This is a genomic window from Streptomyces sp. NPDC052101, assembly GCF_040680235.1.
GTDB lineage: Bacteria > Actinomycetota > Actinomycetes > Streptomycetales > Streptomycetaceae > Streptomyces.
In genome coordinates this window covers 71,663-96,816 of the sequence record NZ_JBFAWH010000027.1, presented here as the reverse complement: position 1 = coordinate 96,816, position 25,154 = coordinate 71,663, and the positions used below count along the sequence as shown (strand labels likewise).

Below are 25,154 nucleotides of genomic sequence, written 5' to 3'. Positions count from 1 at the left end.
CGCGGTTCTCCCTGCCCATCCGTAGACAGAACAGGAGAACCCCCAGCATGCCGCACCCGGACGGCTCTGCCCAGCTCACCGCCGCGCTTGACGCAGCGTCGCGTGACTGGCGCGTCTTCCCCCTCATCCCCGGCGACAAGCGCCCGGCCATCTCCGACTGGGAGACCCGCGCCACCACCGACCCGAACCGCATCACCCGTGCGTGGTCCGTCGCCGCCTTCAACGTCGGCATCGCCACCGGCCCCTCCGGCCTGGTCGTCATCGACCTGGACAAGCCCAAGCACCCCGGCGACACCCCGCCGGCCGCTTGGGCCGAGCACGGCGTCACCGACGGCGCCGACGTGCTCGCCGTACTCTGCGAGCGTCACGGCCAGCCCTTCCCCGCCGACACGTACACGGTGCGCACGTGGAGCGGTGGCACGCACCTGTACTTCCTGGCGCCCGAGGGCGAGCCCCTGCGTAACACCGCCGGGGACAGCGCCCGCGGGCTGGGCTGGAAGGTCGACACCCGCGCGTGGGGCGGACTCGTGGTCGGCACTGGCAGCACCTTCGCCGGACACCCGTACGAGGTCACCCGCAACGTTCCCGTGGCGCCCCTGCCGGGCTGGCTCGCCGAACTCCTGCGTCCGGCCCCGCTGCCCCCGCAGACGCCCATCACGGTCGCCCTCACCGGCCGGGGGCGGCGCACCGCCTTCCTCCGCTCCGCGATCAATGGAGAGGTGCAGCGGGTCACCGACTCCGGCCCGCACGAGCACAACAACGCGCTGTACCTCGCCGCGGTTGCCCTGGGACAGCTCGTTGCCGGGGGCGAGCTGAGCGAAGCCGACGTCACCGGCTGGCTCCTCACGGCCGCGCTCCAAGTCGGCCAGGGCGAGCGTGAGGCGCGGCGCACCATCACCTCCGGTCTCAGGGCCGGAGCACGGCGCCCCCGGACGGTCGCCGCATGAGCGCCAGTCCCATCCCCCCCTTGCATCTGTACTCCGTGCCCAGCGACCCCCAACCGGCCTCTACGGTGCCACCGAAGCGGGAGCGCCCGCGGACCGCATGGACGGCCGATCAGCTGATGGCCGCGCACTTCCCCGAACCGAAATGGGCCGTGCCCGGCATCCTCGCCGAGGGCGTCAACGTGCTCGCCGGACCGCCCAAGGTCGGTAAGTCCTGGCTCTCCCTCGGACTGGGCCTGTCCGTCGCGGCCGGCGGCAAGGCGTTCGATTCCGTACCCGTCCAAGGCGGGCCGGTGCTGTACCTCGCCCTGGAAGACACCCCGCGCCGTCTGCAGACCCGTATGGGCAAGCTCCTCGGAGGCCAGCCCGCGCCGGCCGGTCTGACCCTGGTCACCGAATGCCCGCCCTTCCCACAGGGCGGCACCGAGGCCATCGCCCAGTGGCTGGAGCGCAACCCGGACGCGCGCATGGTCGTCATCGACGTGTTCGCCAAGATGCGTGGACAGGCCCCGGCCGGGGTGTCGGCGTACGACGCGGACTACGTTGCCGTCGGCTACGCCAAGCGACTCGCCGACCACTACAACGTGGCCGTCGTCCTCGTCCACCACGTCCGCAAGGCAGGCTCCGAGGACTTCCTCACGGAGGTCTCCGGTACCAACGGCATCGCCGGAGCCGCGGACGCCACGCTTGTACTGAAGCGAGCACGCGGGCAGGCGGACGGCATCTTGCACGTCACTGGCCGCGATGTGGACGAAGCCGAGTACGCCCTCAGCTTCCAACCCGCCTCCGGCGCCTGGCACCTGTTGGACGGCCCGGTCTCCGACCACACCGTTAGCGACACCCGTGCCACGATCCTGCGCTACGTCCGCGCTCACCCCGGAGCCAAGCCGAAGGACATGGCGGACGAGCTGCCGCACGTCGACCTCGACACGATCCGCCGCACGTGCTCCCGCATGGCCGACGCCGGACAGCTCACCAAGGACCCCGGCGGCCGGTACTACCCGGACACCGAGACCCGGACACAGGGCGCCCAAGAGGTGTCCGCACTGTCCGGCTGTCCGGTTACCCCATCTGACCAGCATGAACACCGCGGACAGTCGGAATTGGAGCTGTCCGGCCTGTCCGGCGCCGACGAAGCCGAAGGGATGGCGGAATGAGCGCCCGTACGCGGGACGAGAAGATGACCGTCAAGGAGGTCATCGCTGATCTGAAGGTCGCTCCGTCGACTTTCTACCGGTGGCGCCAGCTCGGGAGGGGGCCCCGCTCGATCAAGCTCCCGAACGGCGACGTGCGGATCCGGCGGTCGGAGTACGAGCGTTGGCTTGCGGAGCGGGAGGACGCTGCGTGAGCACTGAGAACGACACCCCGGCCGGCCGCTCTCGCGGGTCGGCCCGGCCGGGCTACTCCTTCGACGTCAAGCTGTGGAAGGTGTCCAAGACCGGCCGCAAGTCCCGTCCGTGGCGCCTTCGGTGGGTGGTTGCAGGGCAGGTGCACGGCGACACGTTCACCGCGTTGGCTCTCGCGGAGAGCCGACGGTCCGAGTTGTGGCAGGCCATGAACCGGCGTGGTGAAGCGTTTGAGATCGAATCGGGGCTGCCTGAGTCCGAGGTGCGCGCGGCGGCCGAAGCCGCCGAGGCAGCGGACGCCGAACCGGCGTTGCGGTGGTTCGAGTTCTGCCGGAAGTACGTGGCCGGGCGGTGGCGTACGGCTGCGGCCAAGTCCCGTGAGGGCATGGCTGACGGTCTCGCGGCCGTGACGCTCGCCATGGTCAAGCGCGGGGACGACGCTCCCGACGACGAGACTCTTCGGCTGGCCTTCCGATGGGGGATCGTGCCCGCGAACGCGGGGGAGGAGCCGCCGGCCGAACTCAAGGCAGCGTACGACTGGGTCACGACGGCCGACCGGCCGTTGGGCGACTTTATCGATGCTGAGGTGCTCGAGGATGTGCTGTACCGCGTCAGCTACAAGCTGGACGGCACCCCGGCCGCGGGCGACACGTACAAGCGGCGCCGCCGGGCCCTGAACGCCGCTCTCGAACACGCTGTGGCCACAGGGAAGCTTCCGGAGAACCCGCTGCAGCGGACCCGCCGGAAGCACGTCGGCTCCAATGACGTGGTGGACCGGCGCGTCCTGGTGAACGCCGTACAGGCCCGGCAGTTGCTCACGTCCGTCTCCTACGTCGGTTCGTGGGATCGCTGCCGTGGGCGGCGCCTGGTGGCCTTCTACGCGGTCCTGTACTACGCGGGGCTCCGGCCCGCTGAGGCGGTCGGGCTACGGCTGTCGGATTGCCACCTGCCAGAGAAGGGCTGGGGCACGCTGACGCTCCGGGAGACACGCCCCGTCTCCGGCAAGCAGTGGACCGACTCCGGGGAGCGCCACGACCGGCGGGGCCTGAAGGCGCGCGAGGCGTCCACCGACCGGCCGGTCCCCATTCCGCCGGTCCTGGTCACCATCCTCCGGGCCCACCTAAAGGAGTTCGGGACCGCCAAGGAAGGGCGTGTGTTCGGCAACGAGCGCGGGGGAGTGGTCGGCTCATCCACCTACTGGCGCGTGTGGGAGGAAGCGCGGGAGTACGCCCTACCGCCGGCGCGCATCGACTCGCCGTTGGCCGGGCGCCCGTACGATCTGCGGCACGCCTGCATCACGCGGTGGCTGAACGCTGCAGTGCCCATCGCTGAGGTGGCCCGGCGGGTCGGCAACTCCCCAGAGGTGATCCACCGCCGGTACCACGGCTGCATCGACGGCCACGAAGAAGCCGCCAACGCCAAGATCACGAAAGCGCTCGAGGAGGAGGGTGACGCAATGTAGCTGACTCGCCGACCCTTTGTCTCTGGGGGTGGTCCGTATTTTCCCGGATCCACCCCCAACCGTAAAGTTGGGCCCCCGAAGATGGCCATCCATGCCCAGGTCAGGACTGATTCCCCGAGTGGCGATCTATCCGTCTTGCTGTTTACCTGGAGAAAAGCAAGAAGCATGGGGGCGTCATGCCGAGAAAAGTGAGGATGGAAACGAGGCCGCACGGACGAGTGGCCTGGTCCGCTGTGGCTCGGCAAGCCTTGCAGATACAGCAGCCCCCCACCGAGCGGGAGCCCCTCTTGTGGCGAGAGAGTAAAGAATACAAGGACTGGATGGAGATCAAGCGAGGCGCCTCCAAGGTTCTTGTTTATTCGGCGGCGCCCATGATCTGGATTGCCGTGCTCCTGACTCCGTTTACGCTTCAAGTCGGAGAGCGGACTTGGCCTCGCACGATCCTTTTGTCTATTCAAGTTGCCATATTTTTCGGGGCGATGATCATCCTCTTGATCGGAACGTTCGGGTATATGGCCGCCAGGCGAGCTTTTGATGATCGAGTTAGGCAGACCAGCTCTGCTGCGACTGAAGAGGCTGTGGAGCGGTTGCGGAGGAGTCAGAGGATAAGGCTGGCTGACCTATTTGTGATAAATAGGCGGCAGCTGGACGAGTATCAGGCAGTGAGTATCGCTGAGCAGCATTCTGCTTTTCGGAATGCCCAGATCGCGTCTGCTATTGGTTTTATTTTCTTGGTTATTGGCGTTGGGCTATCTTTCGGTGCAGACAAAGACGCTAAAATCTATACGAGTGCAGGGCTGGCAGGGCTCGGTTCCTTGCTTAGTGGGTTCGTGTCGGGGGTATTCTTCAAGCACTATACGGCCACGACTAAGCAGCTTCAAAGCTACTATACCGAACCTTTTAGGATGGGGCAGATTCTAACCGCCGAGCGAATTGCCTGCCTAGACGATCGCGGGGGTATTGACGGAGAAGTCGCAACCCGACTTCGCCAACACATAGTAGAGACGCTTGTCGACCAGTTGCCTGCGCCGTTTGCTGTGCCCGGAGGCAAGAGCAGGCAGGCTAAGAGGCTCAGAAACGAGAAGGGTGTGGGCCGGAAAAGCTCAGCCCAAGGTTCGACCGCGCCCGAGGTGACAGGGCCTGCCCGCATCCATCGGAAGAGGTGAGCGGAGCCCCGCTTGCCCAAGGGGCATGCGTGAGATGTGTGTCGGAGGTGTGTCGTGAACACTGAGAGACAACGAGAGAGGGCGGGAGTCAGTGAGACTGACTCCCGCCCTCTTCTGTCGGCATCCGCCCTGGTCAGCGCGTGATTTCTGCTGATCTTCGGCGAGTGCCCCCGGCAGGATTCGAACCTGCGCACACGGCTCCGGAGGCCGTTGCTCTATCCCCTGAGCTACGGGGGCGTGTCGGCTGCGGAGCTCTTCGCTCGCGGCGACGGGTAGAACATTAGCAGGTCCGGCGGGGTGATCAGGAACCCGATTCCTGGGTGGGCGACAGGACCGGTCCGCGTTGGGTGACAGGACCGGTCCCGGTAGGGGGTGGAGTTCCCCTGTACGGGGTGGAAGTGGGGAAAACCCGGACGCGATGGCCGGTCCGGACCTACTCTCGAGTTGTGCCAGGCGCCTCGGGCCGGGTGCTTGTTGTGGACGACAACAAGGTCATCCGGCAGTTGATCAGGGTCAATCTTGAGCTGGAAGGGCTCGAGGTCGTGACCGCGGCCGATGGTGCCGAATGTCTGGATGTGGTGCACCAGGTGCGGCCCGATGTCGTGACGCTCGACGTCGTCATGCCCCGGCTGGACGGCCTGCGCACCGCAGCGCGCCTGCGCGCCGATCCCCGTACCCACCATCTGCCCCTCGCCATCATCAGCGCGTGCACGCAGTACGAGGTCGACACCGGCCTCGACGTCGGCGTGGACGCCTTCCTCGCCAAGCCCTTCGAACCCGCCGAACTCGTACGGCTCGTCAAGCACCTGATCGAGCGTGGGAGCGGTGAGGACGGAGGAGACGGGGGAGAGGGAGGGCGCCGAGGCGGAGGTGGGGGCGGCGACGGGGATGGAGATGGTGACGGGGACGCGGACGGGGATGACGACGGGGGCATGGGCGGCGGCGCATCCGTTCCTTCCGCTCAGCCTCCCGTCCCACACTGAGAACCACTTCTCCTACCCATCCCCTTCCTCCCCTACGCTTGTCCCGTGACCCCCGTCGAGCTGTCCCGCACCGTGCTGCACGCGGTGCGTCGTGCTGTCGACGACGGGGAGCTGAGTGTGACCGTGCCCGAGCGGGCCGTGGTGACCGAGCCGGGGCCCGGGGGGTGCGGGGACTACGCCACCACCATCGCCCTGCAGCTCGCCCGGCCGGCCGGGCACCCGCCGCGGCGGGTCGCCGAGATTCTGCGGCCCCGGCTCGCCGGCGCCGACGGTATCCAGGACGTCGTCATCACCGGCCCCGGCTTCCTCAACATCAGCCTCGACGCCCAGGCCGATCCCGTCACCGGGCTCGTCCGGGCGATCCGGGACCGTGGTGCCGAGTACGGGCACGGTGACGCCCTCGCCGGGCAGGTCGTCGCGCTCCGGGTGCCGTACGAGGTCCGTGCCGAGGTGGTCGCCGACGCCGTCGTACGCATCGTCGCGACGCAGGGCGCGCGCGGGACCGTCGAGCACGGTGAGCCCGTCAACCTGCGGCCCGTGCCCGCGCCCGAGGACCCCGCGCCGCTCGGGCCCGACGCCGCCCAGTGGGCCCTGCTCCACCCCGCCCCGCACGACCGGCCCAGGATCACCGCCGACCACCTGGTCCAGCGGGAGGGCAATCCGCTGTTCCGGGTGCGGTACGCCCACGCCCGCATCCGGTCCCTCAGCCGCAACGCCGCCCGCCTGGGCTTCACCGCCGATCCCGGGCCGGTCGACACCGGCACGAGCAACGGCAGCGCCGTCGGTGCCGGTCCCGGCACCGACACCGGCACCAACATCCCTCTCCTCACCCCCCTCGCCGACCACCCCCGCATCCTCGCCGCGGCTGCCACCCACCGTGCCCCGGACCGGCTTGCCCGGCATCTCGTCACCGTCGCCGATGCCGTGCTGCCCTTTCTGCCCTGTGTGCTTCCCCGCGGCGAGGAGAAACCCTCGGCCGCCCACCGCGCCCGGCTCGCCCTTGCCGAAGCCGCCGGGACGGTGCTGGCCGGTGGCCTGTCCCTGCTCGGCATCGACGCACCCGAACACCTCTGAGGACGCTCGCGAGAGACGCCCCGGAGAGAGACAGAGAGTCTGAGAGCCACCGTCATGAGCCGTTCCGCCCATCCCGCCGGGCCCCGCCACGCCGACGTCCTGCCCGAGGGGCACTACGCCGCGCCGCCCGCCGACCTCAACGCCCTCGACCAGAAGGTCTGGGCCCAGACCGTCGTGCGTGACGCCGACGGTGTCGTGACCGTCGGCGGTGTCGCTGTCAACCGGCTCGCGGAGGAGTACGGCACCCCCGCCTACATCCTCGACGAGTCCGACTTCCGGGCACGCGCGCGTGCGTGGCGCACCGCCTTCGGTGCCGGTGCCGATGTCTTCTACGCCGGCAAGGCGTTCCTCTCCCGCGCCGTCGTGCGGTGGCTGCATGAGGAGGGGCTCAATCTGGACGTGTGCTCCGGCGGGGAGCTGGCCACCGCCCTGTCCGCCGGGATGCCCGCCGAGCGCATCGCCTTCCACGGCAACAACAAGTCCGTCCAGGAGATCACCCGGGCCGTCGAGGCCGGTGTCGGGCGGATCGTGCTCGACTCCTTCCAGGAGATCGTGCGGGTCGCCCACATCGCGCAGTCCCTGGGCAAGCGGCAGAAGGTCCAGATTCGGATCACCGTGGGGGTGGAGGCTCATACGCATGAGTTCATCGCCACCGCCCATGAGGACCAGAAGTTCGGGATCCCGCTGGCCGGCGGGCAAGCCGCCGAGGCCGTACGGCGGGCTCTGCAGCTCGACGGGCTCGAACTGATCGGGATCCACTCGCACATCGGGTCGCAGATCTTCGACATGTCGGGGTTCGAGGTCGCCGCGCATCGCGTCGTCGGGCTGCTCAAGGACATTCGCGACGAGCACGGGGTCGAGCTGCCCGAGATCGATCTGGGCGGCGGTCTCGGTATCGCCTACACCAGTGCCGACGATCCGCGTGAGCCGCACGAGATCGCCAAGGCGCTCACCGAGATCGTCGGCCGGGAGTGCGAGACCGCCAGGCTGCGCACGCCGCGGATCTCCGTCGAGCCCGGGCGCGCCATCGTCGGGCCGACCGCCTTCACGCTCTACGAGGTCGGCACCGTCAAGCCGCTCGACGGGCTGCGGACGTACGTCTCCGTCGACGGCGGCATGTCCGACAACATCCGGACCGCCCTCTACGACGCCGAGTACAGCGTCGCCCTCGTCTCGCGCACCAGCGACGCGGAGCCGATGCTCGCGCGTGTCGTCGGCAAGCACTGCGAGAGCGGGGACATCGTGGTCAAGGACGCGTTCCTGCCCGCCGACCTGGCGCCGGGCGACCTGATCGCCGTACCGGCCACGGGCGCGTACTGCCGGTCCATGGCCAGCAACTACAACCATGTGCTGCGGCCGCCGGTCGTCGCCGTACAGGACGGCGAGGCCCGGGTGATCGTCCGGCGCGAGACGGAGGAGGACCTCCTGCGTCTCGATGTCGGGTGATTCCGGAAGGAACGCCGGGGCGGAAGATCTGCGGTTTTCCGCCCCCGTACAAATGAAATAGATGTCTCACGATCCGGACGAAGGGTAGAAACTCCCGTCCGGTGAGTGAGACTGGTCCAACCGTAGACGGTATGAGGAAACGAGGTCGGATGATGCGTACGCGTCCGCTGAAGGTGGCGCTGCTGGGCTGTGGAGTGGTCGGCTCAGAGGTGGCGCGCATCATGACGACGCACGCCGACGACCTCGCGCAGCGGATCGGCGCCCCGGTGGAGCTGGCCGGGGTCGCCGTACGGCGGCCCTCCAAGGTGCGCGAGGGCATCCCCGCGCAGCTCGTCACCACCGACGCCACCGCCCTCGTCAAACGCGGGGACATCGACGTGGTGGTGGAGGTCATCGGGGGGATCGAGCCCGCCCGGACCCTCATCACCACCGCCTTCGAGCACGGGGCCTCCGTCGTCTCCGCCAACAAGGCGCTGCTCGCCCAGGACGGCGCCGCCCTGCACGCCGCGGCGGAGGAGAACGACAAGGACCTCTACTACGAGGCCGCCGTCGCCGGTGCCATCCCGCTGATCCGCCCGCTGCGCGAGTCCCTCGCCGGCGACAAGGTCAACCGGGTGCTGGGCATCGTCAACGGCACCACCAACTTCATCCTCGACAAGATGGACTCCACGGGGGCCGGCTACCAGGAGGCGCTCGACGAGGCCACCGCCCTCGGGTACGCGGAGGCCGACCCGACCGCGGACGTCGAGGGGTTCGACGCCGCCGCCAAGGCCGCCATCCTCGCCGGGATCGCCTTCCACACGCGCGTGCGCCTCGACGACGTCTACCGCGAGGGCATGACCGAGGTCACCGCCGCCGACTTCCGCTCGGCGAAGGAGATGGGCTGCACCATCAAGCTGCTCGCCATCTGCGAGCGCTCGAAGGACGGTGGCTCCGTCACCGCGCGCGTGCACCCCGCGATGATTCCGCTGACCCACCCGCTCGCCTCCGTGCGCGGCGCGTACAACGCCGTCTTCGTGGAGTCCGACGCGGCTGGGCAGCTCATGTTCTACGGCCCCGGCGCCGGCGGTTCCCCGACCGCCTCCGCCGTGCTCGGCGACCTCGTCGCCGTCTGCCGCAACCGGCTCAACGGCGCAACGGGGCCCGGTGAGTCGTCGTATGCCGCCCTGACCGTCTCGCCCATGGGCGAGGTCGTCACGCGCTACCACATCAGCCTCGACGTCGCGGACAAACCGGGTGTTCTCGCCCAGGTCGCGACCGTGTTCGCGGAGCACGGGGTGTCGATCGATACGGTGCGCCAGCAGGGCAAGGACGGCGAGGCCTCCCTCGTCGTCGTCACCCACCGCGCGTCCGACGCCTCCCTGTCCGGGACCGTCGAGGCGCTGCGCAAGCTCGACACCGTGCGGGGTGTCGCCAGCATCATGCGGGTTGAAGGAGAGTAACCAGCAATGACCCACCAGTGGCGCGGAATCATCGAGGAGTACCGGGACCGGCTGCCGGTATCCGACACCACGCCGGTCGTGACGCTCCGCGAGGGCGGCACGCCGCTCGTGCCCGCGCAGGTGCTCTCCGAGCGCACGGGCTGTGAGGTCCACCTGAAGGTGGAGGGGGCCAACCCCACCGGATCCTTCAAGGACCGGGGCATGACCATGGCCATCAGCAAGGCGAAGGAGGAGGGGGCCAAGGCGGTCATCTGCGCCTCCACCGGCAACACCTCCGCCTCCGCCGCCGCCTACGCGGTGCGGGCCGGCATGGTTTCGGCCGTTCTCGTGCCGCGGGGCAAGATCGCCCTCGGCAAGATGGGCCAGGCCCTGGTGCACGGCGCGAAGATCCTCCAGGTCGACGGCAACTTCGACGACTGCCTGACGCTCGCTCGAAGCCTGAGCGAGAACTACCCGGTGGCGCTGGTCAATTCGGTCAACCCGGTGCGCATCGAGGGCCAGAAGACGGCCGCCTTCGAGATCGTGGACATGCTCGGCGACGCACCCGACATCCATGTCCTGCCGGTGGGCAACGCGGGCAACATCACCGCCTACTGGAAGGGCTACAAGGAGTACGCCGCCGACGGCATCGCCTCCAGGACCCCCCGGATGTGGGGCTTCCAGGCCTCCGGCAGCGCCCCGATCGTGCGCGGCGAGGTCGTCAAGGACCCGTCGACCATCGCCACCGCCATCCGCATCGGCAACCCCGCCTCCTGGCGGTACGCCCTCGCCGCGCGGGACGAGTCGGGCGGCGCCATCGACGAGGTGACGGACCGTGAAATCCTGCGCGCCTACCGCCTGTTGGCCGCGCAGGAGGGCGTCTTCGTGGAGCCCGCCTCCGCCGCTTCCGTGGCCGGTCTGCTGAAGGCCGCCGAGCAGGGCAAGGTCGACCCGGGCCAGAAGATCGTGTGCACGGTCACCGGCAACGGTCTGAAGGACCCCGACTGGGCCGTCGCCGGCGCCCCGCAGCCGGTCACCGTGCCGGTCGACGCGGCCGCCGCGGCCGAGCGCCTCGGCCTCGCCTGAGCGCCCGCACCCGGGTTTTTCCCTGACAGGGTGCACAGGGGGCTTACGACACGCATCGTGCGCCTCCTGTGCGCCCTATGTCGCCACAGAACCTTCCTTCGATAGGCTGTACTGAACCCGCCGCTCGCATATGCCCGCGCATATGGGCGACGTCGCGCCGTCTGCGCGGCCTGAGGGTCTTCACGTACGTATCGAATGTCATCGAATGTCTTCGACAGTCACGCAGCTCAAGGAGAGTCAACGAGCGATGGCCGGTCCAGCGTTCCGCGCCGCCGCCGTCCGGGTGCGCGTTCCCGCCACCAGCGCCAATCTCGGCCCGGGCTTCGACGCCCTCGGCCTCGCGCTGGGGCTCTACGACGACGTGGTCGTCCGGGTGGCCGACTCCGGGCTGCACATCGACATCGCGGGGGAGGGCAGCGAGACCCTGCCGCGTGACGAGTCTCACCTCCTCGTCCGCTCCCTGCGCACCGCCTTCGATCTGCTGGGCGGACAGCCCCGCGGCCTGGAAATCGTCTGCGCCAACCGCATTCCGCACGGCCGGGGCCTGGGCTCCTCCTCCGCCGCCATCTGCGCCGGCATCGTCGCCGCCCGCGCCGTGACCATAGGCGGCGAGGCCCGCCTGGACGACGCGGCACTGCTGGAACTGGCCACGGAGATCGAGGGTCATCCGGACAACGTGGCCGCGTGTCTGCTCGGCGGATTCACCCTGTCCTGGATGGAGTCCGGCGCCGCCCGGGCGATCAGGATGGAGCCCGATGATTCCATCGTTCCGGTGGTTTTCGTGCCCGGAAAGCCGGTGCTGACCGAAACCGCGCGAGGCCTGCTGCCCCGCACCGTGCCGCACGTCGACGCGGCTGCCAACGCGGGCCGTGCCGCCCTGCTCGTCGAGGCCCTCACCCGGCGCCCCGAGCTGCTGCTGCCCGCCACCGAGGACCGCCTCCACCAGGAGTACCGCGCCCCGGCCATGCCGGAGAGCGCCGCGCTGGTGGAGCGGCTGCGCGCCGACGGCATTCCGGCCGTCATCTCGGGCGCGGGACCCACCGTCATGGCGCTGGCCGACGCCGCCAGTGCCGACAAGGTCGCCCACCTCGCAGGTGCGGGCTGGGCTGCGAACCGGCTGGACCTCGATGTCCAGGGAGCGAGCGTGCTGCCGCTTGCGACCTGACACACGGTTGCCGGATTTCGAGAGGGGGAATGTTTGTTGGATCCGGTAGTGTTAATCTCAAGTCTGCACCCGACCCCACCATGGCGAGGTGCCTCGTGTCCCAGTCCGGGACAGACATTCTTCCGGGAGCCTCCCACGCCACTCCGTGTTCCGTGCGCCGTACCTGGGCAGTACGACGTATGCGGACACTGAGCGGGCCGCCGGGCACGCTTCGGAATCGGTGCTACCACGCCAAGTGACACTGGGTGTCACGGCTCGCGGAAGCGCCATCACCGCACATTTCTTCCGCCGCTTTGGCGGACCACCGCCCCGGCACGGTTCACGGAAGACAGGACCGTAGCCGGACAGCACAACCGGTCGCCGAGCCAGACAGGCCGACGTCCGCTCCAGGGAAGGACCCTTCGTGAGCGACACCACCGATCTGATGGGCGCACGTGTCGAGGAGACCGCTGCCGCGCCCGCCACGGACGCCTCCGCGCCTGCCACCGGTGCCGGCTCCCGGCGGCGCCGCGGTACCGGCCTTGAGGGCATGGTGCTGGCCGAGCTGCAGCAGGTCGCCTCGGGCCTCGGCATCAGGGGCACCGCGCGGATGCGCAAGAGCCAGCTGATCGAGGTCATCAAGGAGGCGCAGGCCGCCGGTGGGGGTGCCCCCTCCGGGGGAGCCGCCGCCAAGGCCGAGACCGCCACCGAGACCAAGCCCAAGCGCCGCGCCACCTCCAAGGCCCGTACGGGTGCGGCCGCCGTCGACGGCGAGAAGAAGGCCGAGGCCCCCGCCGAGAAGGCCGTGGCCCAGCAGCAGATCGAGATCCCCGGCCAGCCGGCCTCCGACGACGCCCCGACCGAGCGCCGTCGCCGCCGCGCCACCGCCGAGGCGGGTGCGCCCGCCGCGAGCAGCGCCGAGACCGTCGCCGCCGAGGCCAAGGCCGAGCCCAAGGCCGAGACGCCCGCCCAGCAGGCGCAGGGCGACGCCGGTGACGCCGAGGGCCGTGGCCGCCGCGACCGCCGTGAGCGCGGCCGCGACCGCGACCGGGACCGCCGTAACAAGGGCGACGACCAGCAGGGCGGCCAGCAGCGTCAGCAGCAGGGCCAGCAGCAGGGCGGCGGCCGCCAGGACCGGGACCGGGACCGGCAGCAGCAGGACGACGACGACTTCGAGGGCGGCCGCCGTGGCCGTCGCGGCCGCTACCGTGACCGCCGTGGCCGCCGTGGCCGCGACGACGTCGCCGAGCCGCAGCTGGCCGAGGACGACGTCCTGATCCCCGTCGCGGGCATCCTGGACATCCTCGACAACTACGCCTTCATCCGGACCTCCGGCTACCTGCCGGGCCCGAACGACGTGTACGTCTCCCTCGCCCAGGTCCGCAAGAACGGCCTGCGCAAGGGTGACCACGTCACCGGTGCGGTCCGCCAGCCGAAGGAGGGCGAGCGCCGCGAGAAGTTCAACGCGCTGGTCCGCCTCGACTCCGTCAACGGCATGGCGCCCGAACACGGCCGTGGCCGCCCGGAGTTCAACAAGCTGACCCCGCTCTACCCGCAGGACCGCCTCCGCCTGGAGACGGACCCGGGCGTGCTCACCACCCGCATCATCGACCTGGTCTCGCCGATCGGTAAGGGCCAGCGCGGTCTGATCGTGGCCCCGCCGAAGACCGGCAAGACCATGATCATGCAGGCGATCGCCAACGCGATCACGCACAACAACCCCGAGTGCCACCTGATGGTCGTCCTCGTCGACGAGCGTCCGGAAGAGGTCACCGACATGCAGCGGTCGGTCAAGGGCGAGGTCATCTCCTCGACCTTCGACCGTCCGGCCGAGGACCACACCACGGTCGCCGAGCTGGCCATCGAGCGCGCCAAGCGGCTCGTCGAGCTGGGCCACGACGTCGTCGTCCTGCTGGACTCCATCACGCGTCTGGGCCGCGCCTACAACCTGGCGGCGCCGGCCTCCGGCCGCATCCTGTCCGGTGGTGTCGACTCGACCGCCCTGTACCCGCCGAAGCGCTTCTTCGGTGCGGCCCGCAACATCGAGGACGGCGGCTCGCTCACCATCCTCGCCACCGCCCTGGTGGACACCGGGTCCCGCATGGACGAGGTGATCTTCGAGGAGTTCAAGGGCACCGGCAACATGGAGCTGAAGCTCGACCGGAAGCTCGCCGACAAGCGCATCTTCCCGGCGGTGGACGTGGACGCGTCCGGCACCCGCAAGGAAGAGATCCTGCTCGGCAGCGAGGAGCTGGCCGTCGTCTGGAAGCTCCGTCGTGTGCTGCATGCGCTGGACCAGCAGCAGGCCATCGAGCTGCTGCTGGACAAGATGAAGCAGACCAAGTCGAACGTCGAGTTCCTGATGCAGATTCAGAAGACGACGCCGACGCCCGGCAACGGCGACTGACGGTTCCCCAAGGGATCGAAGGCCCGCCCCCTGTCCATCAGCGACAGGGGGCGGGCCTTCGGCGCTGAGAGGGGGCGGGAGCGCAACACGCGTCCCTTCCCTCTCGACTGTCCCTGGGGGTCCTCCCTTGCCCAAGCCCCTGCCCGGCCGGCACAGACGTCGGATACGTCTCGGCCTGCCGCTCGGTACCGCCGTCGCCGCCGCGCTCATGACCACCTCCGCTGGTGCGGCCACCGCGCTGCCGAAGCCATCCGCTGCCGAAGCCGTCCGCCGCCGCGCCGACCGTCGGCCAGCCGTCCCAGGCCGCGCTGGAGTGGAACCACCCGTCGTACAACGCGACGACCATCGACAACGACATCGCCGTCCGCACCCTGGACGTCCCGGTCAAGGCCACGCCGATGCCTGCGCGCACATCGCCGACACCAACCTGAGCTACTCCGACGGCAAGGCCGACCTGCTGGCCCGCCGGTCCGGCACCGGCGACCTGTACCTGTACAAGGGCACCTGCCAGGCGGCCAGAGAGATCTTTGCCACAAGAATCTCGGTTGGTACCGGTTTCCAGCAGTACGGCATCTGGGACTGAAACCGCAGGTGAGCGCCGTACGCCCGTAACGATCGACTACCCAGTGTGCCCATCGCTGTACGCGATGGACACACTGCGTTGTGCAACTCTTTCCCGAGTTTCTCCGTCTGACCATGCGGAGCGACGATGGAGCGGTACCGACCGCGCCCGACCCTGAAAGCAGGGGATAACCGACACCGACGAGACCTAGGAGCGATGTGTCCGCCGAGAGCACGCCGGAGCCCGTCATACCCGAGCCGGGCGGGAGTGGCCCCCGCAAGGGCGGCAAGGGCCGCCGCCGCAAGGCCCCCAGCGGGAGCCGCAGGGCTCTGCGGGTCACGGCCTGGACTCTCGCGGGCGTGGTCGTCCTGGGCGGTGCCGGCATCGGGTACGTCTACTTCAAGCTCAACGGCAACATCAAGAGCGTCGACATCGACCAGGCCCTCGGCAACGACCGGCCCAGGAAGATCGACAACGGCTCCGAGAACATCCTGGTCCTCGGCTCGGACAGCCGCTCCGGCTCCAACAAGAAGCTCGGCGGCGGCGTCGACGACGGCAGCGCCCGCTCCGACACGGCGATGATCGTCCACGTCTACGAGGGCCACAAGAAGGCCAGCGTGGTCTCCATCCCCAGGGACACCCTGGTCGACCGTCCGGTCTGCACCGACACCAAGGGCACCACGCACCCGGCCGCGAGCGGCGCGATGTTCAACGAGTCCTACGGCACCGGCGGCGCGGCCTGCGCGGTGAAGACCGTCGAGTCGATCACCGGCATCCGCATGGACCACTATCTGGAGGTCGACTTCGAGGGCTTCCAGAGGCTCATCGACGACCTCGGCGGGGTCCCGGTCACCACGACGAAGAACATCGACGACCCGCAGAGCCACCTGAGCCTAAAGGCCGGCACCCACACCCTCACCGGGGAGCAGGCCCTGGGCCTGGTCCGCACCCGGCACGGCGTCGGCGACGGCTCCGACCTAGGCCGCATCCAGCTCCAGCAGGCCTTCGTCAAGGCGCTGATCAACCAGGTCGAGCACGTCGGCGTCTTCACCAGCCCCAAGAAGCTGTACGACCTCGCCGACACCGCCACCAAGACCGTCACCACCGACTCCGACCTCGGCTCGGTCAACTCCCTGATCGACTTCGCCGACGGCCTCAAGGGCATCGGCTCGAACCACATGACCATGGTCACCATGCCGGTCCAGTATGACCCGGCCGACCCCAACCGGGTGGTCATGGCCAGGTCCAAGGCCCAGCTGGTCTGGGACGCCCTGAAGAACGACCGCCCGATTCCGAAGGCGGCCACCGAAGGCACGGCGACGGGCGAAGCCAAGGGCGTCGTGACTCCCTGAGGGGCGATTCCCCGGGCCGACACCCCCGGGGAATAGAAATCACCGGCCCCCGGTTTTGGGGGATGGCCCCAGTCCTGGCAGACTGGTACGTCGGCTCCGGTTCACGCTCCCGCATCCCGCGGCAGCGACCCGGCGCCCTCCCGAAACCTAGGAGACACCTTGAAGCGCGACATCCACCCCGCGTACGTCGAGACGCAGGTCAGCTGCACCTGTGGCGCGTCGTTCACCACCCGTAGCACCATCGAGTCCGGCACCATCCGGGCCGAGGTCTGCTCCGAGTGCCACCCGTTCTACACGGGCAAGCAGAAGATCCTCGACACCGGTGGCCGTGTGGCCCGCTTCGAGGCCCGCTTCGGCAAGGCTGCCGCCGGCTCCAAGAAGTAGCGAGCCCCATATCGCCGGTCCACGGCCACACCCTCGTGGGGGTGTGCCCGGGACCGGCGTTTTTGGTCGCCCGCCAGCCTTTCACCCGCAGTACAGGAGCCCAAGATGTTCGAGGCCGTCGACGAACTCGTCGCCGAACACGCCGATCTGGAGAAGAAGCTCGCCGATCCGTCGGTCCACGCCGACCAGGCGAACGCGCGCAAGCTGAACAAGCGCTACGCCGAGCTGACCCCGATCGTCGCCACGTACCGCTCCTGGAAGCAGGCCGGCGACGACATGGAGACCGCACGCGAGCTGGCCGCCGACGACCCCGACTTCGCCGCCGAGGTCAAGGAGCTGGACAAGCAGCGCGAGGAGCTGACCGAGAAGCTGCGCCTCCTGCTGGTCCCGCGCGACCCGAGCGACGACAAGGACGTCATCCTGGAGATCAAGGCGGGCGCGGGCGGCGACGAGTCGGCCCTGTTCGCGGGCGATCTGCTGCGCATGTATCTGCGCTACGCCGAGCGCGTCGGCTGGAAGACCGAGATCATCGACGCCACCGAGTCCGAGCTGGGCGGCTACAAGGACGTCCAGGTCGCCGTGAAGACCAAGGGCGGTCAGGGCGCCACCGAGCCCGGCCAGGGCGTGTGGGCCCGGCTGAAGTACGAGGGCGGTGTGCACCGTGTGCAGCGCGTGCCGGCCACCGAGTCCCAGGGCCGTATCCACACCTCCGCCGCCGGTGTCCTCGTGACCCCCGAGGCCGAGGAGGTCGACGTCGAGATCAACCCGAACGACCTGCGGATCGACGTCTACCGGTCCTCCGGCCCGGGCGGCCAGTCCGTCAACACCACCGACTCCGCGGTGCGCATCACGCACCTGCCGACCGGAGTCGTCGCCTCCTGCCAGAACGAGAAGAGCCAGCTGCAGAACAAGGAGCAGGCTCTGCGTATCCTGCGCTCCAGGCTGCTCGCCGCGGCGCAGGAGGAGGCCGAGCGGGAGGCCGCCGACGCCCGTCGCAGCCAGGTCCGCACGGTCGACCGCTCCGAGAAGATCCGCACCTACAACTTCCCCGAGAACCGCCTCTCGGACCACCGCGTCGGCTTCAAGGCGTACAACCTGGACCAGGTCCTGGACGGCGACCTCGACGCGGTCATCCAGGCCTGCGTCGACGCCGACTCGGCGGCGAAGCTCGCGGCCGCGTAAGACACGTACGCACGTACGTCCGCACGTACGGGCACGACACGGAGGACTCGCGTGAACCTGCTGCTCGCGGAGGTGGCCCAGGCCACCCAGCGGCTGGCCGACGCCGGCGTGCCCTCGCCGCGCAACGACGCGGAGGAGCTGGCCGCGTTCGTGCACGGCGTGAAGCGCGGCGAACTGCACTCCGTGAAGGACGCGGACTTCGACGCCCGGTACTGGGAGGTCATCGCCCGGCGCGAACAGCGCGAGCCGCTGCAGCACATCACCGGCCGGGCCTACTTCCGGTATCTGGAGTTGCAGGTCGGGCCGGGCGTCTTCGTGCCCCGGCCGGAGACCGAGTCCGTGGTCGGCTGGGCCATAGACGCCGTACGCGCGATGGACGTCGTCGAGCCGTGCATCGTCGACCTGTGCTCCGGCTCCGGCGCCATCGCGCTCGCCCTCGCCCAGGAGGTCCCGCGCTCCCGGGTGCACGCCGTGGAGCTGTCCGAGGAGGCCCTGGTGTGGACCCGCAAGAACGTGGCGGGCTCCAGGGTGGACCTGCGCCAGGGCGACGCCCTCACCGCCTTCCCCGACCTGGACGGCCAGGTCGACCTCGTCATCTCCAACCCGCCGTACATCCCGCTGACGGAGTGGGAGTACGTCGCCCCGGAGGCCCGCGACTACGACCCGGAGCTGGCCCTGTTCTCCGGCGAGGACGGCCTCGACCTCATCCGCGGCCTGGAGCGCACCGCACACCGGCTGCTCCGCCCGGGCGGGGTCGTCGTGATCGAGCACGCCGACACCCAGGGCGGCCAGGTGCCGTGGATCTTCACCGAGGAGCGGGGCTGGGCCGACGCGGCCGACCACCCCGACCTCAACAACCGCCCCCGGTTCGCGACCGCCCGCAAGGCGCTGCCGTGAGCACCCCGACGACTTACATCCCGCAGTACGTGTACGAGGAGGCCCGCTAGACATGGCACGGCGATACGACACCAACGACGCGACCGACCGCGCGACGGGTCTGCGCGAGGCCGCGTCCGCCGTCCGCCGGGGCGAGCTGGTGGTGCTGCCGACCGACACGGTGTACGGCATCGGCGCCGACGCGTTCTCCTCCGAGGCCGTCGCCGAGCTGCTCGCCGCCAAGGGCCGGGGCCGCACCATGCCCACCCCTGTCCTCATCGGCTCCCCGAACACCCTGCACGGCCTGGTCACGGACTTCTCCGAGCTGGCCTGGGAGCTGGTCGACGCCTTCTGGCCGGGCGCCCTCACGCTGGTCGCCAAGCACCAGCCGTCCCTGCAGTGGGACCTCGGCGACACCCGCGGCACGGTGGCCGTCCGCATGCCCCTGCACCCGGTCGCCATCGAGCTGCTCACCGAGGTCGGCCCGATGGCCGTCTCCTCCGCCAACCTCACCGGCCACCCGGCGCCGGAGGACTGCGACGCCGCGCAGGAGATGCTCGGCGACTCCGTCTCCGTCTACCTCGACGGCGGCCCGACCCCCGGCAACGTCCCGTCGTCCATCGTCGACGTCACCGGCCGGGTGCCGGTGCTGCTGCGCGAGGGCGCGATCTCCCCGGACGAGCTGCGGAAGGTCGTACCCGACCTCGAGGTGGCGAATTGACGGCCCCTGAGGCGGGGCGTGGCATAGGCATCGGGGAGCGTCTCGCGGAGCAGACGACGACGTTCGGCCTTCCGCGTGACACCTTCCGCATCCTCCATGTCAGCACCGGCAACGTGTGCCGCTCGCCCATCACCGAACGGCTGACCCGCCATTTCGTGGCGGAGCGGCTCGGCGCGCTCGGCGGCGGGCTGATCGTGGAGAGCGCGGGCACCTGGGGCCACGAGGGCGCGCCGATGGAGGCCAACGCGGAGACCGTGCTGGCCGACTTCGGCGCGGACGCCACCGGATTCGTCGGCCGGGAGCTGCTCGACGAGCATGTGATCAGGGCCGACCTGGTGCTCACGGCGACCCGCGACCATCGCGCCCAGGTCATCTCCATGGGCCACTCGGCGGGCCTGCGCACCTTCACCCTGAAGGAGTTCACCCGGCTGGTCCGCGCGATAGACCCGGCCACGCTGCCGCCCCTGGAGGACGGCGTGGTGGTGCGCGCCCGCGCCCTGGTGCGCGCGGCGGCGGCCCTGCGGGGCTGGCTGCTGGCCCCGACCGCAGAGGCGGACGAGGTGTACGACCCGTACGGCGCCCCGCTCACCTTCTTCCGGTCCATCGGGGACGAGATACACCAGGCGCTGGATCCCGTGGTGACGGCGCTGACGGGGGTCCCGGCGCGGACGTAGACGCGGTCGGACGTCACACCGGGCGCCCCCGCCGCCCCCGGCCTACATTGGAGCTACCTCTCCGCCGATGCCCGGGAGCCCACCATGGCGGTCACGTCTGCTCCAGAGACCGACGTCCTGCTGCGACAGGACCCCGAGCTGGCCGACATCCTGCTCGCGGAGCTGCGCCGGCAGTCGACATCGCTCCAGTTGATCGCCGCCGAGAACTTCTGCTCGCCGGCCGTGCTCGCCGCCCTCGGGTCGCCGCTCGCCAACAAGTACGCCGAGGGCTATCCCGCCGCCCGGCACCACGGCGGCTGCGAGATCGTGGACCTCGCCGAACGCGCCGCCATCGACCGCGCGAAAGCCCTCTTCGGCGCCGAACACGCCAACGTCCAGGCCCACTCGGGCTCCTCGGCCGTCCTCGCCGCCTACGCCGCCCTGCTGCGCCCCGGCGACACCGTCCTCGCCCTCGGCCTGCACTACGGCGGTCATCTCACCCATGGCTCGCCGTCGAACTTCTCGGGCCGCTGGTTCGACTTCGTGGGGTACGGCGTGGACGCGGAGACCGGGCTCGTCGATCACGACCAGGTGCGGCACCTGGCCCGCAACCACCGGCCCAAGGCGATCGTCTGCGGGTCCATCGCGTACCCCCGCCACTTCGACTACGCCTTCTTCCGGGAGGTCGCCGACGAGGTCGGGGCCTATCTGATCGCCGACGCCGCGCATCCGATCGGGCTGGTCGCGGGCGGCGCGGCGCCGAACCCGGTGCCGTACGCCGACATCGTGTGCGCGACCACCCACAAGGTGCTGCGCGGACCGCGCGGCGGGATGATCCTGTGCGGAAGCGAACTGGCCGAGCGGGTCGACCGGGCGGTGTTCCCGTTCACCCAGGGCGGCGCGCAGATGCACACGATCGCCGCGAAGGCCGTGGCGTTCGGCGAGGCGGCAACACCGGCGTTCGGCGTGTACGCCCATCAGGTGGTCGCCAATGCGCGGGTGCTGGCCGCCCAGCTGGCCGCCGAGGGCCTCGCCGTCATCACCGGCGGCACGGACACCCACCTGATCACCGTCGACGCCGGCCCGCTCGGCGTGGACGGGCGCACCGCACGCGGCCGGCTCGCCGGCGCCGGGATCGTCCTGGACTGCTGTGCGCTGCCGCACGGCGACGGCCGCGGGCTGCGCCTGGGCACGGCCGCGGTGACCACCCAGGGCATGGAGGAGGCGGAGATGGTGCGGATCGCGGCGCTGATGGCGGCCGTGCTGCGCGGTGCGACGGACCCGGCCGCGGCACGGGACGAGGTGCGCGTTCTCACAGGTGGTTTTCCGCCGTATCCGGGGTGAACAGGGGTAGGCGCTGCCCCGAGACCCCGAAGTGGGCCATGGTCCACAGCCACACATGCAACCATCGTGGCTACCCGGAAGTCCCCATCCATATACGTCCATCGCTAGGGTGTGGGGCTGTGATGGCCAGCGAGACCTGTGGGGAAGCCCGTGCGTGAATACCTGCTGACGCTCTGCATCACGGCCGCGGTGACGTATCTGCTGACAGGGCCGGTACGGAAGTTCGCGATCGTGGCTGGGGCGATGCCGGAGATCCGGGCACGTGACGTGCACCGGGAGCCCACTCCGCGCCTCGGCGGTATCGCCATGTTCTTCGGCCTGTGCGCGGGCCTGCTGGTCGCGGACCACCTGACCAACCTCAACGAGGTCTTCGCGAAGTCGAACGAGCCGCGGGCCCTGCTCTCCGGCGCGGCCCTGATCTGGCTGATCGGCGTCCTGGACGACAAGTTCGAGATCGACGCGCTGATCAAGCTGGGCGGCCAGATGATCGCCGCGGGTGTGATGGTGATGCAGGGTCTGACGATCCTGTGGCTGCCCGTCCCCGGCGTCGGCAATGTGGCGCTGACCCAGTGGCAGGGCACGCTGCTGACCGTCGCGCTCGTCGTCATCACGATCAACGCGGTGAACTTCGTGGACGGCCTGGACGGCCTCGCGGCCGGCATGGTCTGCATCGCGGCCGGAGCGTTCTTCCTGTACGCCTACCGGATCTGGTACTCGTACGGCATCGAGGCGGCCGCTCCCGGCACGCTGTTCGCGGCCATCCTGATGGGCATGTGCCTGGGCTTCCTGCCGCACAACATGCATCCCGCGCGGATCTTCATGGGCGACTCGGGCTCGATGCTGATCGGGCTGGTGCTGGCCGCCGGTGCGATCTCGATCACCGGACAGCTCGACCCGGACGCGCTGAACCTGTACGCGGGCTCGGAGAAGGCGGCGGTGCACCAGACGGTGCCGGTCTACATCCCGCTGCTGCTGCCGCTGACGATCATCGCGGTGCCGGCGGCGGACCTGGTGCTCGCGATCGTCCGCCGGACCTGGCGCGGTCAGTCCCCGTTCGCCGCGGACCGCGGGCATCTGCACCACCGGCTGCTGGAGATCGGCCACTCGCACAGCCGGGCGGTGCTGATCATGTACTTCTGGTCGGCCCTGATCGCCTTCGGCGCGCTGGCGTACTCGGTCAACTCGGCCTCGATGTGGATCGTGCTCGGCGTGGTGTTCCTCAGCGCGGTCGGTCTGGTCCTGCTGCTGCTCCCGCGCTTCACGCCGCGGGTGCCGGTGTGGGCGCAGCGGTTCGTGCCGCCGCGCTACCGCCGCCGGCGCCGTGCGGCCGAAGCCGCTGTGGCAGCTGTGGCCATGGCTGCGGGCGAGCCGGAGGAGACCCAGGAGGCGGTTCGGACGACCGGCGAACGGGCCCCCGTGCCCGCCGGGGTCTCGGGCGTCAACGGGGCGACCGCGATCGGCCCCCGTTCGCGTTTCCTTGATCGCCAGTAAGCCGATCAGGGTAAGAATCTGACTAGAGCATTGCCCATTCATGGGGGTGCAAAGCCGCCATTACCAGACAAGTGGGCGCGGTTTTTGCACAGACGCGCACTGTCAGTCTCATGTGTGACAGCAAGCACACCTACCAGGTAAAGACCTCATCAAATAGTTTGTGATACGGTTCACGAGAACCCCGGATAGGGCCGAAGGACCGTAGTGCGACGGTCCATTGGTGTGAGGTCTCGATCACTCAGCCCGGGACTACGCTCGTCCATGACGACACCCTGCCCCCTGTGAAAGCGGAGTTGCCGCCATGCCGTCCAAAGACGCCCGGAACCTTCTGCAGATCGCTGTGCCCACAGCGGTCGCAGGTGTGATCGCTGTCGCCGTGAGCGCAGCGGTCGCGGGGGGCAAGGGTGCGCTCGGCGCGGCGGTCGGCACGGTGCTCGCCATGCTGTTCATGGGCATCGGCCTGTACGTGCTGCAGTGGACGGCAAAAACGCTCCCCCAGCTCTTCCAGGCGATGGGCCTCATGCTCTACATGGCCCAGCTGCTGCTCCTCTTCATCTTCGTCGCCGTCTTCAAAGGCACGTCCCTCTTCAATCCGAAGGCGTTCGCCGTGGGGATCGTGGTCACCGCTGTCGTGTGGATGGCCGCGCAGGCCCGCGCGCACATGAAGGCCAAGATCTTCTACATCGATCCGGACTCCGCGAAGAGTGACAAGCCCGAGAAGACAGGGCCGTCGTCGTGAGGGGTAGGGGCGGGATAAAGGCTTGTGAGATCTCCTGCTATCGTCCGGTGCCAACTGCGGCATCGCGGGCGCGGGCACCTGAGCTGACGCCTGCTCAATCGCGAGGCTCGATGCCCCTCAGCCGCCCCCACATCCGTAACACCAGTCCGGTGCCGATCCGCGGCCGTGTGCCGCGCCGACACAACGAGGTTGCCGTACCCATGCGTCACGCCGAAGGAGCCCGCGGTGAGTGCTGACCAGACCCAGCTCGCCTTTGACTGGAGTTGTCGGATCATGTCCGACAACGGGTGTGGCTTCCCGGCTCCGGGCCTGCACTCCTTCCTCTTCAAGCCGCTCGGCACGGTCGGCGGCTTCGAGTTCAACAAGGTGATGCTGCTCGCGCTCGTCACCTCCGTGCTCGTCGTCGCCTTCTTCTGGACCGCCTTCGGCAAGGCCAAGGTCGTCCCGGGCAAGCTGCAGATGATCGGCGAGGCCGGCTACGACTTCGTGCGCCGCGGAATCGTGTACGAGACCCTCGGCAAGCGCGAGGGCGAGAAGTGGGTGCCGTTCATGGTCTCCCTCTTCTTCTTCGTCTGGATCATGAACATCTGGTCCGTGATCCCGCTGGCGCAGTTCCCGGTCTCCTCGGTCATCGCCTTCCCGATGGTGCTGGCCGCGATCGTCTGGATCCTCTGGGTCGGGCTGACCTTCAAGCGCCACGGCTTCGTCGGGTTCTTCAAGAACATCACCGGCTACGACAAGTCGCTGGGCGGCGTGCTGCCGCTGGTCATGGTCATCGAGTTCTTCTCGAACCTGCTGGTCCGCCCCTTCACGCACGCCGTGCGACTCTTCGCCAACATGTTCGCCGGTCACCTGATGCTGGTGATGTTCACCGTCGCCTCCTGGTACCTGCTGAACAGCTGGATGATCCCGGCCGCCGGTGTCTCCTTCGTGATGACCATGGCCATGATCTGCTTCGAGCTTTTCGTCCAGGCCGTCCAGGCGTACGTCTTCGTACTGCTGGCGTGCTCGTACGTTCAGGGCGCTCTCGCCGAGCACCACTGAGCCACACCCCACCCCCGCTCGTCCGGTGGCCAACCCCCACCGGTCCGTAAAGAGAAGGAAGATTCAGCATGGCTGCCACTGAGACCCTCGCCGCTGTCTCCGGTTCCATCGGTTCCGTCGGTTACGGCCTCTCGGCTATCGGCCCCGGCATCGGCGTCGGCATCATCTTCGGTAACGGCACCCAGGCCCTCGCCCGCCAGCCCGAGGCTGCCGGTCTGATCCGCGCCAACCAGATCCTCGGCTTCGCCTTCTGTGAGGCGCTCGCCCTCATCGGCATCGTGATGCCGTTCGTGTTCGGTGTGAAGTAAGACTTCCCCGACACGTATC

Annotated in this window: 24 protein-coding genes and 1 tRNA gene; 24 read left to right on the top strand and 1 reads right to left on the bottom strand. The window is 69.3% G+C overall.

The window, feature by feature from the left end; genetic code table 11:
- Positions 1-47 precede the first annotated feature (47 nt).
- The 5 genes from AB0L75_RS34205 to AB0L75_RS34185 all read left to right on the top strand — a co-directional run bounded on the left by AB0L75_RS34205 (position 48) and on the right by AB0L75_RS34185 (position 4,918).
- Positions 48-947: a bifunctional DNA primase/polymerase gene (locus tag AB0L75_RS34205; RefSeq protein ID WP_365189007.1), complete on the top strand. Its 900-nt coding sequence runs from the start codon at positions 48-50 to the stop codon at positions 945-947.
- Entirely contained in the window at positions 944-2,101 is a 1,158-nt protein-coding gene (locus AB0L75_RS34200) for an AAA family ATPase (protein WP_365189004.1), read from the top strand. The genes AB0L75_RS34205 and AB0L75_RS34200 overlap by 4 nt, the downstream gene beginning before the upstream one ends.
- Positions 2,098-2,292 (top strand): helix-turn-helix domain-containing protein, encoded by a 195-nt coding sequence (locus tag AB0L75_RS34195; RefSeq protein WP_359842204.1) that lies wholly within the window; start codon positions 2,098-2,100, stop codon positions 2,290-2,292. Before AB0L75_RS34200 ends, AB0L75_RS34195 begins: the two co-directional genes overlap by 4 nt.
- On the top strand, positions 2,289-3,752 hold the full coding sequence (locus AB0L75_RS34190) for a tyrosine-type recombinase/integrase (RefSeq protein ID WP_365189001.1): 1,464 nt from the start codon (positions 2,289-2,291) through the stop codon (positions 3,750-3,752). The genes AB0L75_RS34195 and AB0L75_RS34190 overlap by 4 nt, the downstream gene beginning before the upstream one ends.
- A 320-nt stretch (positions 3,753-4,072) precedes the next feature.
- A complete protein-coding gene (locus tag AB0L75_RS34185; RefSeq protein ID WP_365188999.1) occupies positions 4,073-4,918 on the top strand; it encodes a hypothetical protein in 846 nt (281 codons plus the stop codon).
- A 165-nt stretch (positions 4,919-5,083) separates the two neighbouring features.
- On the opposite strand, the gene AB0L75_RS34180 is transcribed toward AB0L75_RS34185, so the two are convergent.
- Positions 5,084-5,155 (bottom strand) — tRNA-Arg (locus AB0L75_RS34180).
- A 209-nt stretch (positions 5,156-5,364) separates the two neighbouring features.
- Between AB0L75_RS34180 and AB0L75_RS34175 the strand changes: the two genes are divergently transcribed.
- The 19 genes from AB0L75_RS34175 (at position 5,365) to AB0L75_RS34085 (ending at position 25,135) form a co-directional block, all read left to right on the top strand.
- The gene (locus AB0L75_RS34175) at positions 5,365-5,901 is read left to right on the top strand and encodes a response regulator (protein ID WP_365188997.1); all 537 of its coding nucleotides are present in this window, start codon (positions 5,365-5,367) and stop codon (positions 5,899-5,901) included.
- 45 nt (positions 5,902-5,946) lie between these two features.
- Positions 5,947-6,975, top strand: coding sequence for an ArgS-related anticodon-binding protein NrtL (gene nrtL / locus AB0L75_RS34170; protein WP_365188994.1), 1,029 nt, complete (start codon positions 5,947-5,949; stop codon positions 6,973-6,975).
- Between the two features lie 54 nt (positions 6,976-7,029).
- Positions 7,030-8,421 (top strand): diaminopimelate decarboxylase, encoded by a 1,392-nt coding sequence (gene lysA, locus AB0L75_RS34165; RefSeq protein ID WP_365188991.1) that lies wholly within the window; start codon positions 7,030-7,032, stop codon positions 8,419-8,421.
- Positions 8,422-8,570: 149 nt separating this feature from the next.
- Entirely contained in the window at positions 8,571-9,863 is a 1,293-nt protein-coding gene (locus AB0L75_RS34160) for a homoserine dehydrogenase (RefSeq protein ID WP_365188988.1), read from the top strand.
- A 6-nt stretch (positions 9,864-9,869) separates the two neighbouring features.
- Positions 9,870-10,928 carry a threonine synthase gene (gene thrC / locus AB0L75_RS34155; protein WP_365188985.1) on the top strand — a complete coding sequence of 353 codons (1,059 nt, stop codon included), beginning with the start codon at positions 9,870-9,872 and terminating at the stop codon, positions 10,926-10,928.
- A gap of 247 nt (positions 10,929-11,175) precedes the next feature.
- On the top strand, positions 11,176-12,093 hold the full coding sequence (gene thrB, locus AB0L75_RS34150; protein ID WP_351023705.1) for a homoserine kinase: 918 nt from the start codon (positions 11,176-11,178) through the stop codon (positions 12,091-12,093).
- 403 nt (positions 12,094-12,496) lie between these two features.
- Complete coding sequence (gene rho, locus AB0L75_RS34145) at positions 12,497-14,479, top strand: transcription termination factor Rho (protein ID WP_365188982.1); 1,983 nt, start codon at positions 12,497-12,499, stop codon at positions 14,477-14,479.
- A gap of 208 nt (positions 14,480-14,687) precedes the next feature.
- Positions 14,688-15,062 (top strand): hypothetical protein, encoded by a 375-nt coding sequence (locus tag AB0L75_RS34140; RefSeq protein ID WP_365188979.1) that lies wholly within the window; start codon positions 14,688-14,690, stop codon positions 15,060-15,062.
- A gap of 197 nt (positions 15,063-15,259) precedes the next feature.
- Positions 15,260-16,393, top strand: a complete 1,134-nt coding sequence (locus AB0L75_RS34135; protein WP_365188977.1) for an LCP family protein — start codon at positions 15,260-15,262, stop codon at positions 16,391-16,393.
- A gap of 159 nt (positions 16,394-16,552) precedes the next feature.
- Positions 16,553-16,777 carry a 50S ribosomal protein L31 gene (gene rpmE / locus AB0L75_RS34130; protein WP_014675000.1) on the top strand — a complete coding sequence of 75 codons (225 nt, stop codon included), beginning with the start codon at positions 16,553-16,555 and terminating at the stop codon, positions 16,775-16,777.
- 105 nt (positions 16,778-16,882) lie between these two features.
- Positions 16,883-17,959, top strand: a complete 1,077-nt coding sequence (gene prfA, locus AB0L75_RS34125) for a peptide chain release factor 1 (RefSeq protein ID WP_365188975.1) — start codon at positions 16,883-16,885, stop codon at positions 17,957-17,959.
- A gap of 51 nt (positions 17,960-18,010) precedes the next feature.
- Positions 18,011-18,856, top strand: a complete 846-nt coding sequence (gene prmC, locus AB0L75_RS34120) for a peptide chain release factor N(5)-glutamine methyltransferase (RefSeq protein ID WP_365188973.1) — start codon at positions 18,011-18,013, stop codon at positions 18,854-18,856.
- A 52-nt stretch (positions 18,857-18,908) separates the two neighbouring features.
- Complete coding sequence (locus AB0L75_RS34115; RefSeq protein ID WP_365188971.1) at positions 18,909-19,556, top strand: L-threonylcarbamoyladenylate synthase; 648 nt, start codon at positions 18,909-18,911, stop codon at positions 19,554-19,556.
- Positions 19,553-20,230, top strand: coding sequence for a protein-tyrosine-phosphatase (locus AB0L75_RS34110; RefSeq protein ID WP_365188969.1), 678 nt, complete (start codon positions 19,553-19,555; stop codon positions 20,228-20,230). The genes AB0L75_RS34115 and AB0L75_RS34110 overlap by 4 nt, the downstream gene beginning before the upstream one ends.
- Positions 20,231-20,314: 84 nt before the next feature.
- Complete coding sequence (gene glyA, locus AB0L75_RS34105; protein ID WP_365188966.1) at positions 20,315-21,553, top strand: serine hydroxymethyltransferase; 1,239 nt, start codon at positions 20,315-20,317, stop codon at positions 21,551-21,553.
- Positions 21,554-21,703: 150 nt separating this feature from the next.
- The gene (locus AB0L75_RS34100) at positions 21,704-23,044 is read left to right on the top strand and encodes an MraY family glycosyltransferase (RefSeq protein ID WP_365188963.1); all 1,341 of its coding nucleotides are present in this window, start codon (positions 21,704-21,706) and stop codon (positions 23,042-23,044) included.
- A 301-nt stretch (positions 23,045-23,345) separates the two neighbouring features.
- Positions 23,346-23,783: a hypothetical protein gene (locus AB0L75_RS34095; protein ID WP_365188961.1), complete on the top strand. Its 438-nt coding sequence runs from the start codon at positions 23,346-23,348 to the stop codon at positions 23,781-23,783.
- Positions 23,784-24,056: 273 nt separating this feature from the next.
- On the top strand, positions 24,057-24,827 hold the full coding sequence (gene atpB, locus AB0L75_RS34090; RefSeq protein WP_365189047.1) for a F0F1 ATP synthase subunit A: 771 nt from the start codon (positions 24,057-24,059) through the stop codon (positions 24,825-24,827).
- Between the two features lie 68 nt (positions 24,828-24,895).
- On the top strand, positions 24,896-25,135 hold the full coding sequence (locus AB0L75_RS34085; RefSeq protein ID WP_003992984.1) for an ATP synthase subunit C: 240 nt from the start codon (positions 24,896-24,898) through the stop codon (positions 25,133-25,135).
- Positions 25,136-25,154 lie beyond the last annotated feature (19 nt).

Excerpts from the sequence above, each read along its gene's own strand:
- prfA (WP_365188975.1), top strand. The coding sequence starts at position 16,883 with ATGTTCGAGGCCGTCGACGAACTCGTCGCCGAACACGCCGATCTGGAG.
- AB0L75_RS34115 (WP_365188971.1), top strand. The coding sequence starts at position 18,909 with ATGGCACGGCGATACGACACCAACGACGCGACCGACCGCGCGACGGGT.
- AB0L75_RS34195 (WP_359842204.1), top strand. The coding sequence starts at position 2,098 with ATGAGCGCCCGTACGCGGGACGAGAAGATGACCGTCAAGGAGGTCATC.
- AB0L75_RS34205 (WP_365189007.1), top strand. The coding sequence starts at position 48 with ATGCCGCACCCGGACGGCTCTGCCCAGCTCACCGCCGCGCTTGACGCA.
- thrC (WP_365188985.1), top strand. The coding sequence starts at position 9,870 with ATGACCCACCAGTGGCGCGGAATCATCGAGGAGTACCGGGACCGGCTG.
- AB0L75_RS34185 (WP_365188999.1), top strand. The coding sequence starts at position 4,073 with ATGGAGATCAAGCGAGGCGCCTCCAAGGTTCTTGTTTATTCGGCGGCG.
- AB0L75_RS34160 (WP_365188988.1), top strand. The coding sequence starts at position 8,571 with ATGATGCGTACGCGTCCGCTGAAGGTGGCGCTGCTGGGCTGTGGAGTG.
- AB0L75_RS34095 (WP_365188961.1), top strand. The coding sequence starts at position 23,346 with ATGCCGTCCAAAGACGCCCGGAACCTTCTGCAGATCGCTGTGCCCACA.
- AB0L75_RS34140 (WP_365188979.1), top strand. The coding sequence starts at position 14,688 with ATGACCACCTCCGCTGGTGCGGCCACCGCGCTGCCGAAGCCATCCGCT.
- lysA (WP_365188991.1), top strand. The coding sequence starts at position 7,030 with ATGAGCCGTTCCGCCCATCCCGCCGGGCCCCGCCACGCCGACGTCCTG.
- atpB (WP_365189047.1), top strand. The coding sequence starts at position 24,057 with ATGTCCGACAACGGGTGTGGCTTCCCGGCTCCGGGCCTGCACTCCTTC.
- thrB (WP_351023705.1), top strand. The coding sequence starts at position 11,176 with ATGGCCGGTCCAGCGTTCCGCGCCGCCGCCGTCCGGGTGCGCGTTCCC.
- glyA (WP_365188966.1), top strand. The coding sequence starts at position 20,315 with ATGGCGGTCACGTCTGCTCCAGAGACCGACGTCCTGCTGCGACAGGAC.
- AB0L75_RS34200 (WP_365189004.1), top strand. The coding sequence starts at position 944 with ATGAGCGCCAGTCCCATCCCCCCCTTGCATCTGTACTCCGTGCCCAGC.
- AB0L75_RS34085 (WP_003992984.1), top strand. The coding sequence starts at position 24,896 with ATGGCTGCCACTGAGACCCTCGCCGCTGTCTCCGGTTCCATCGGTTCC.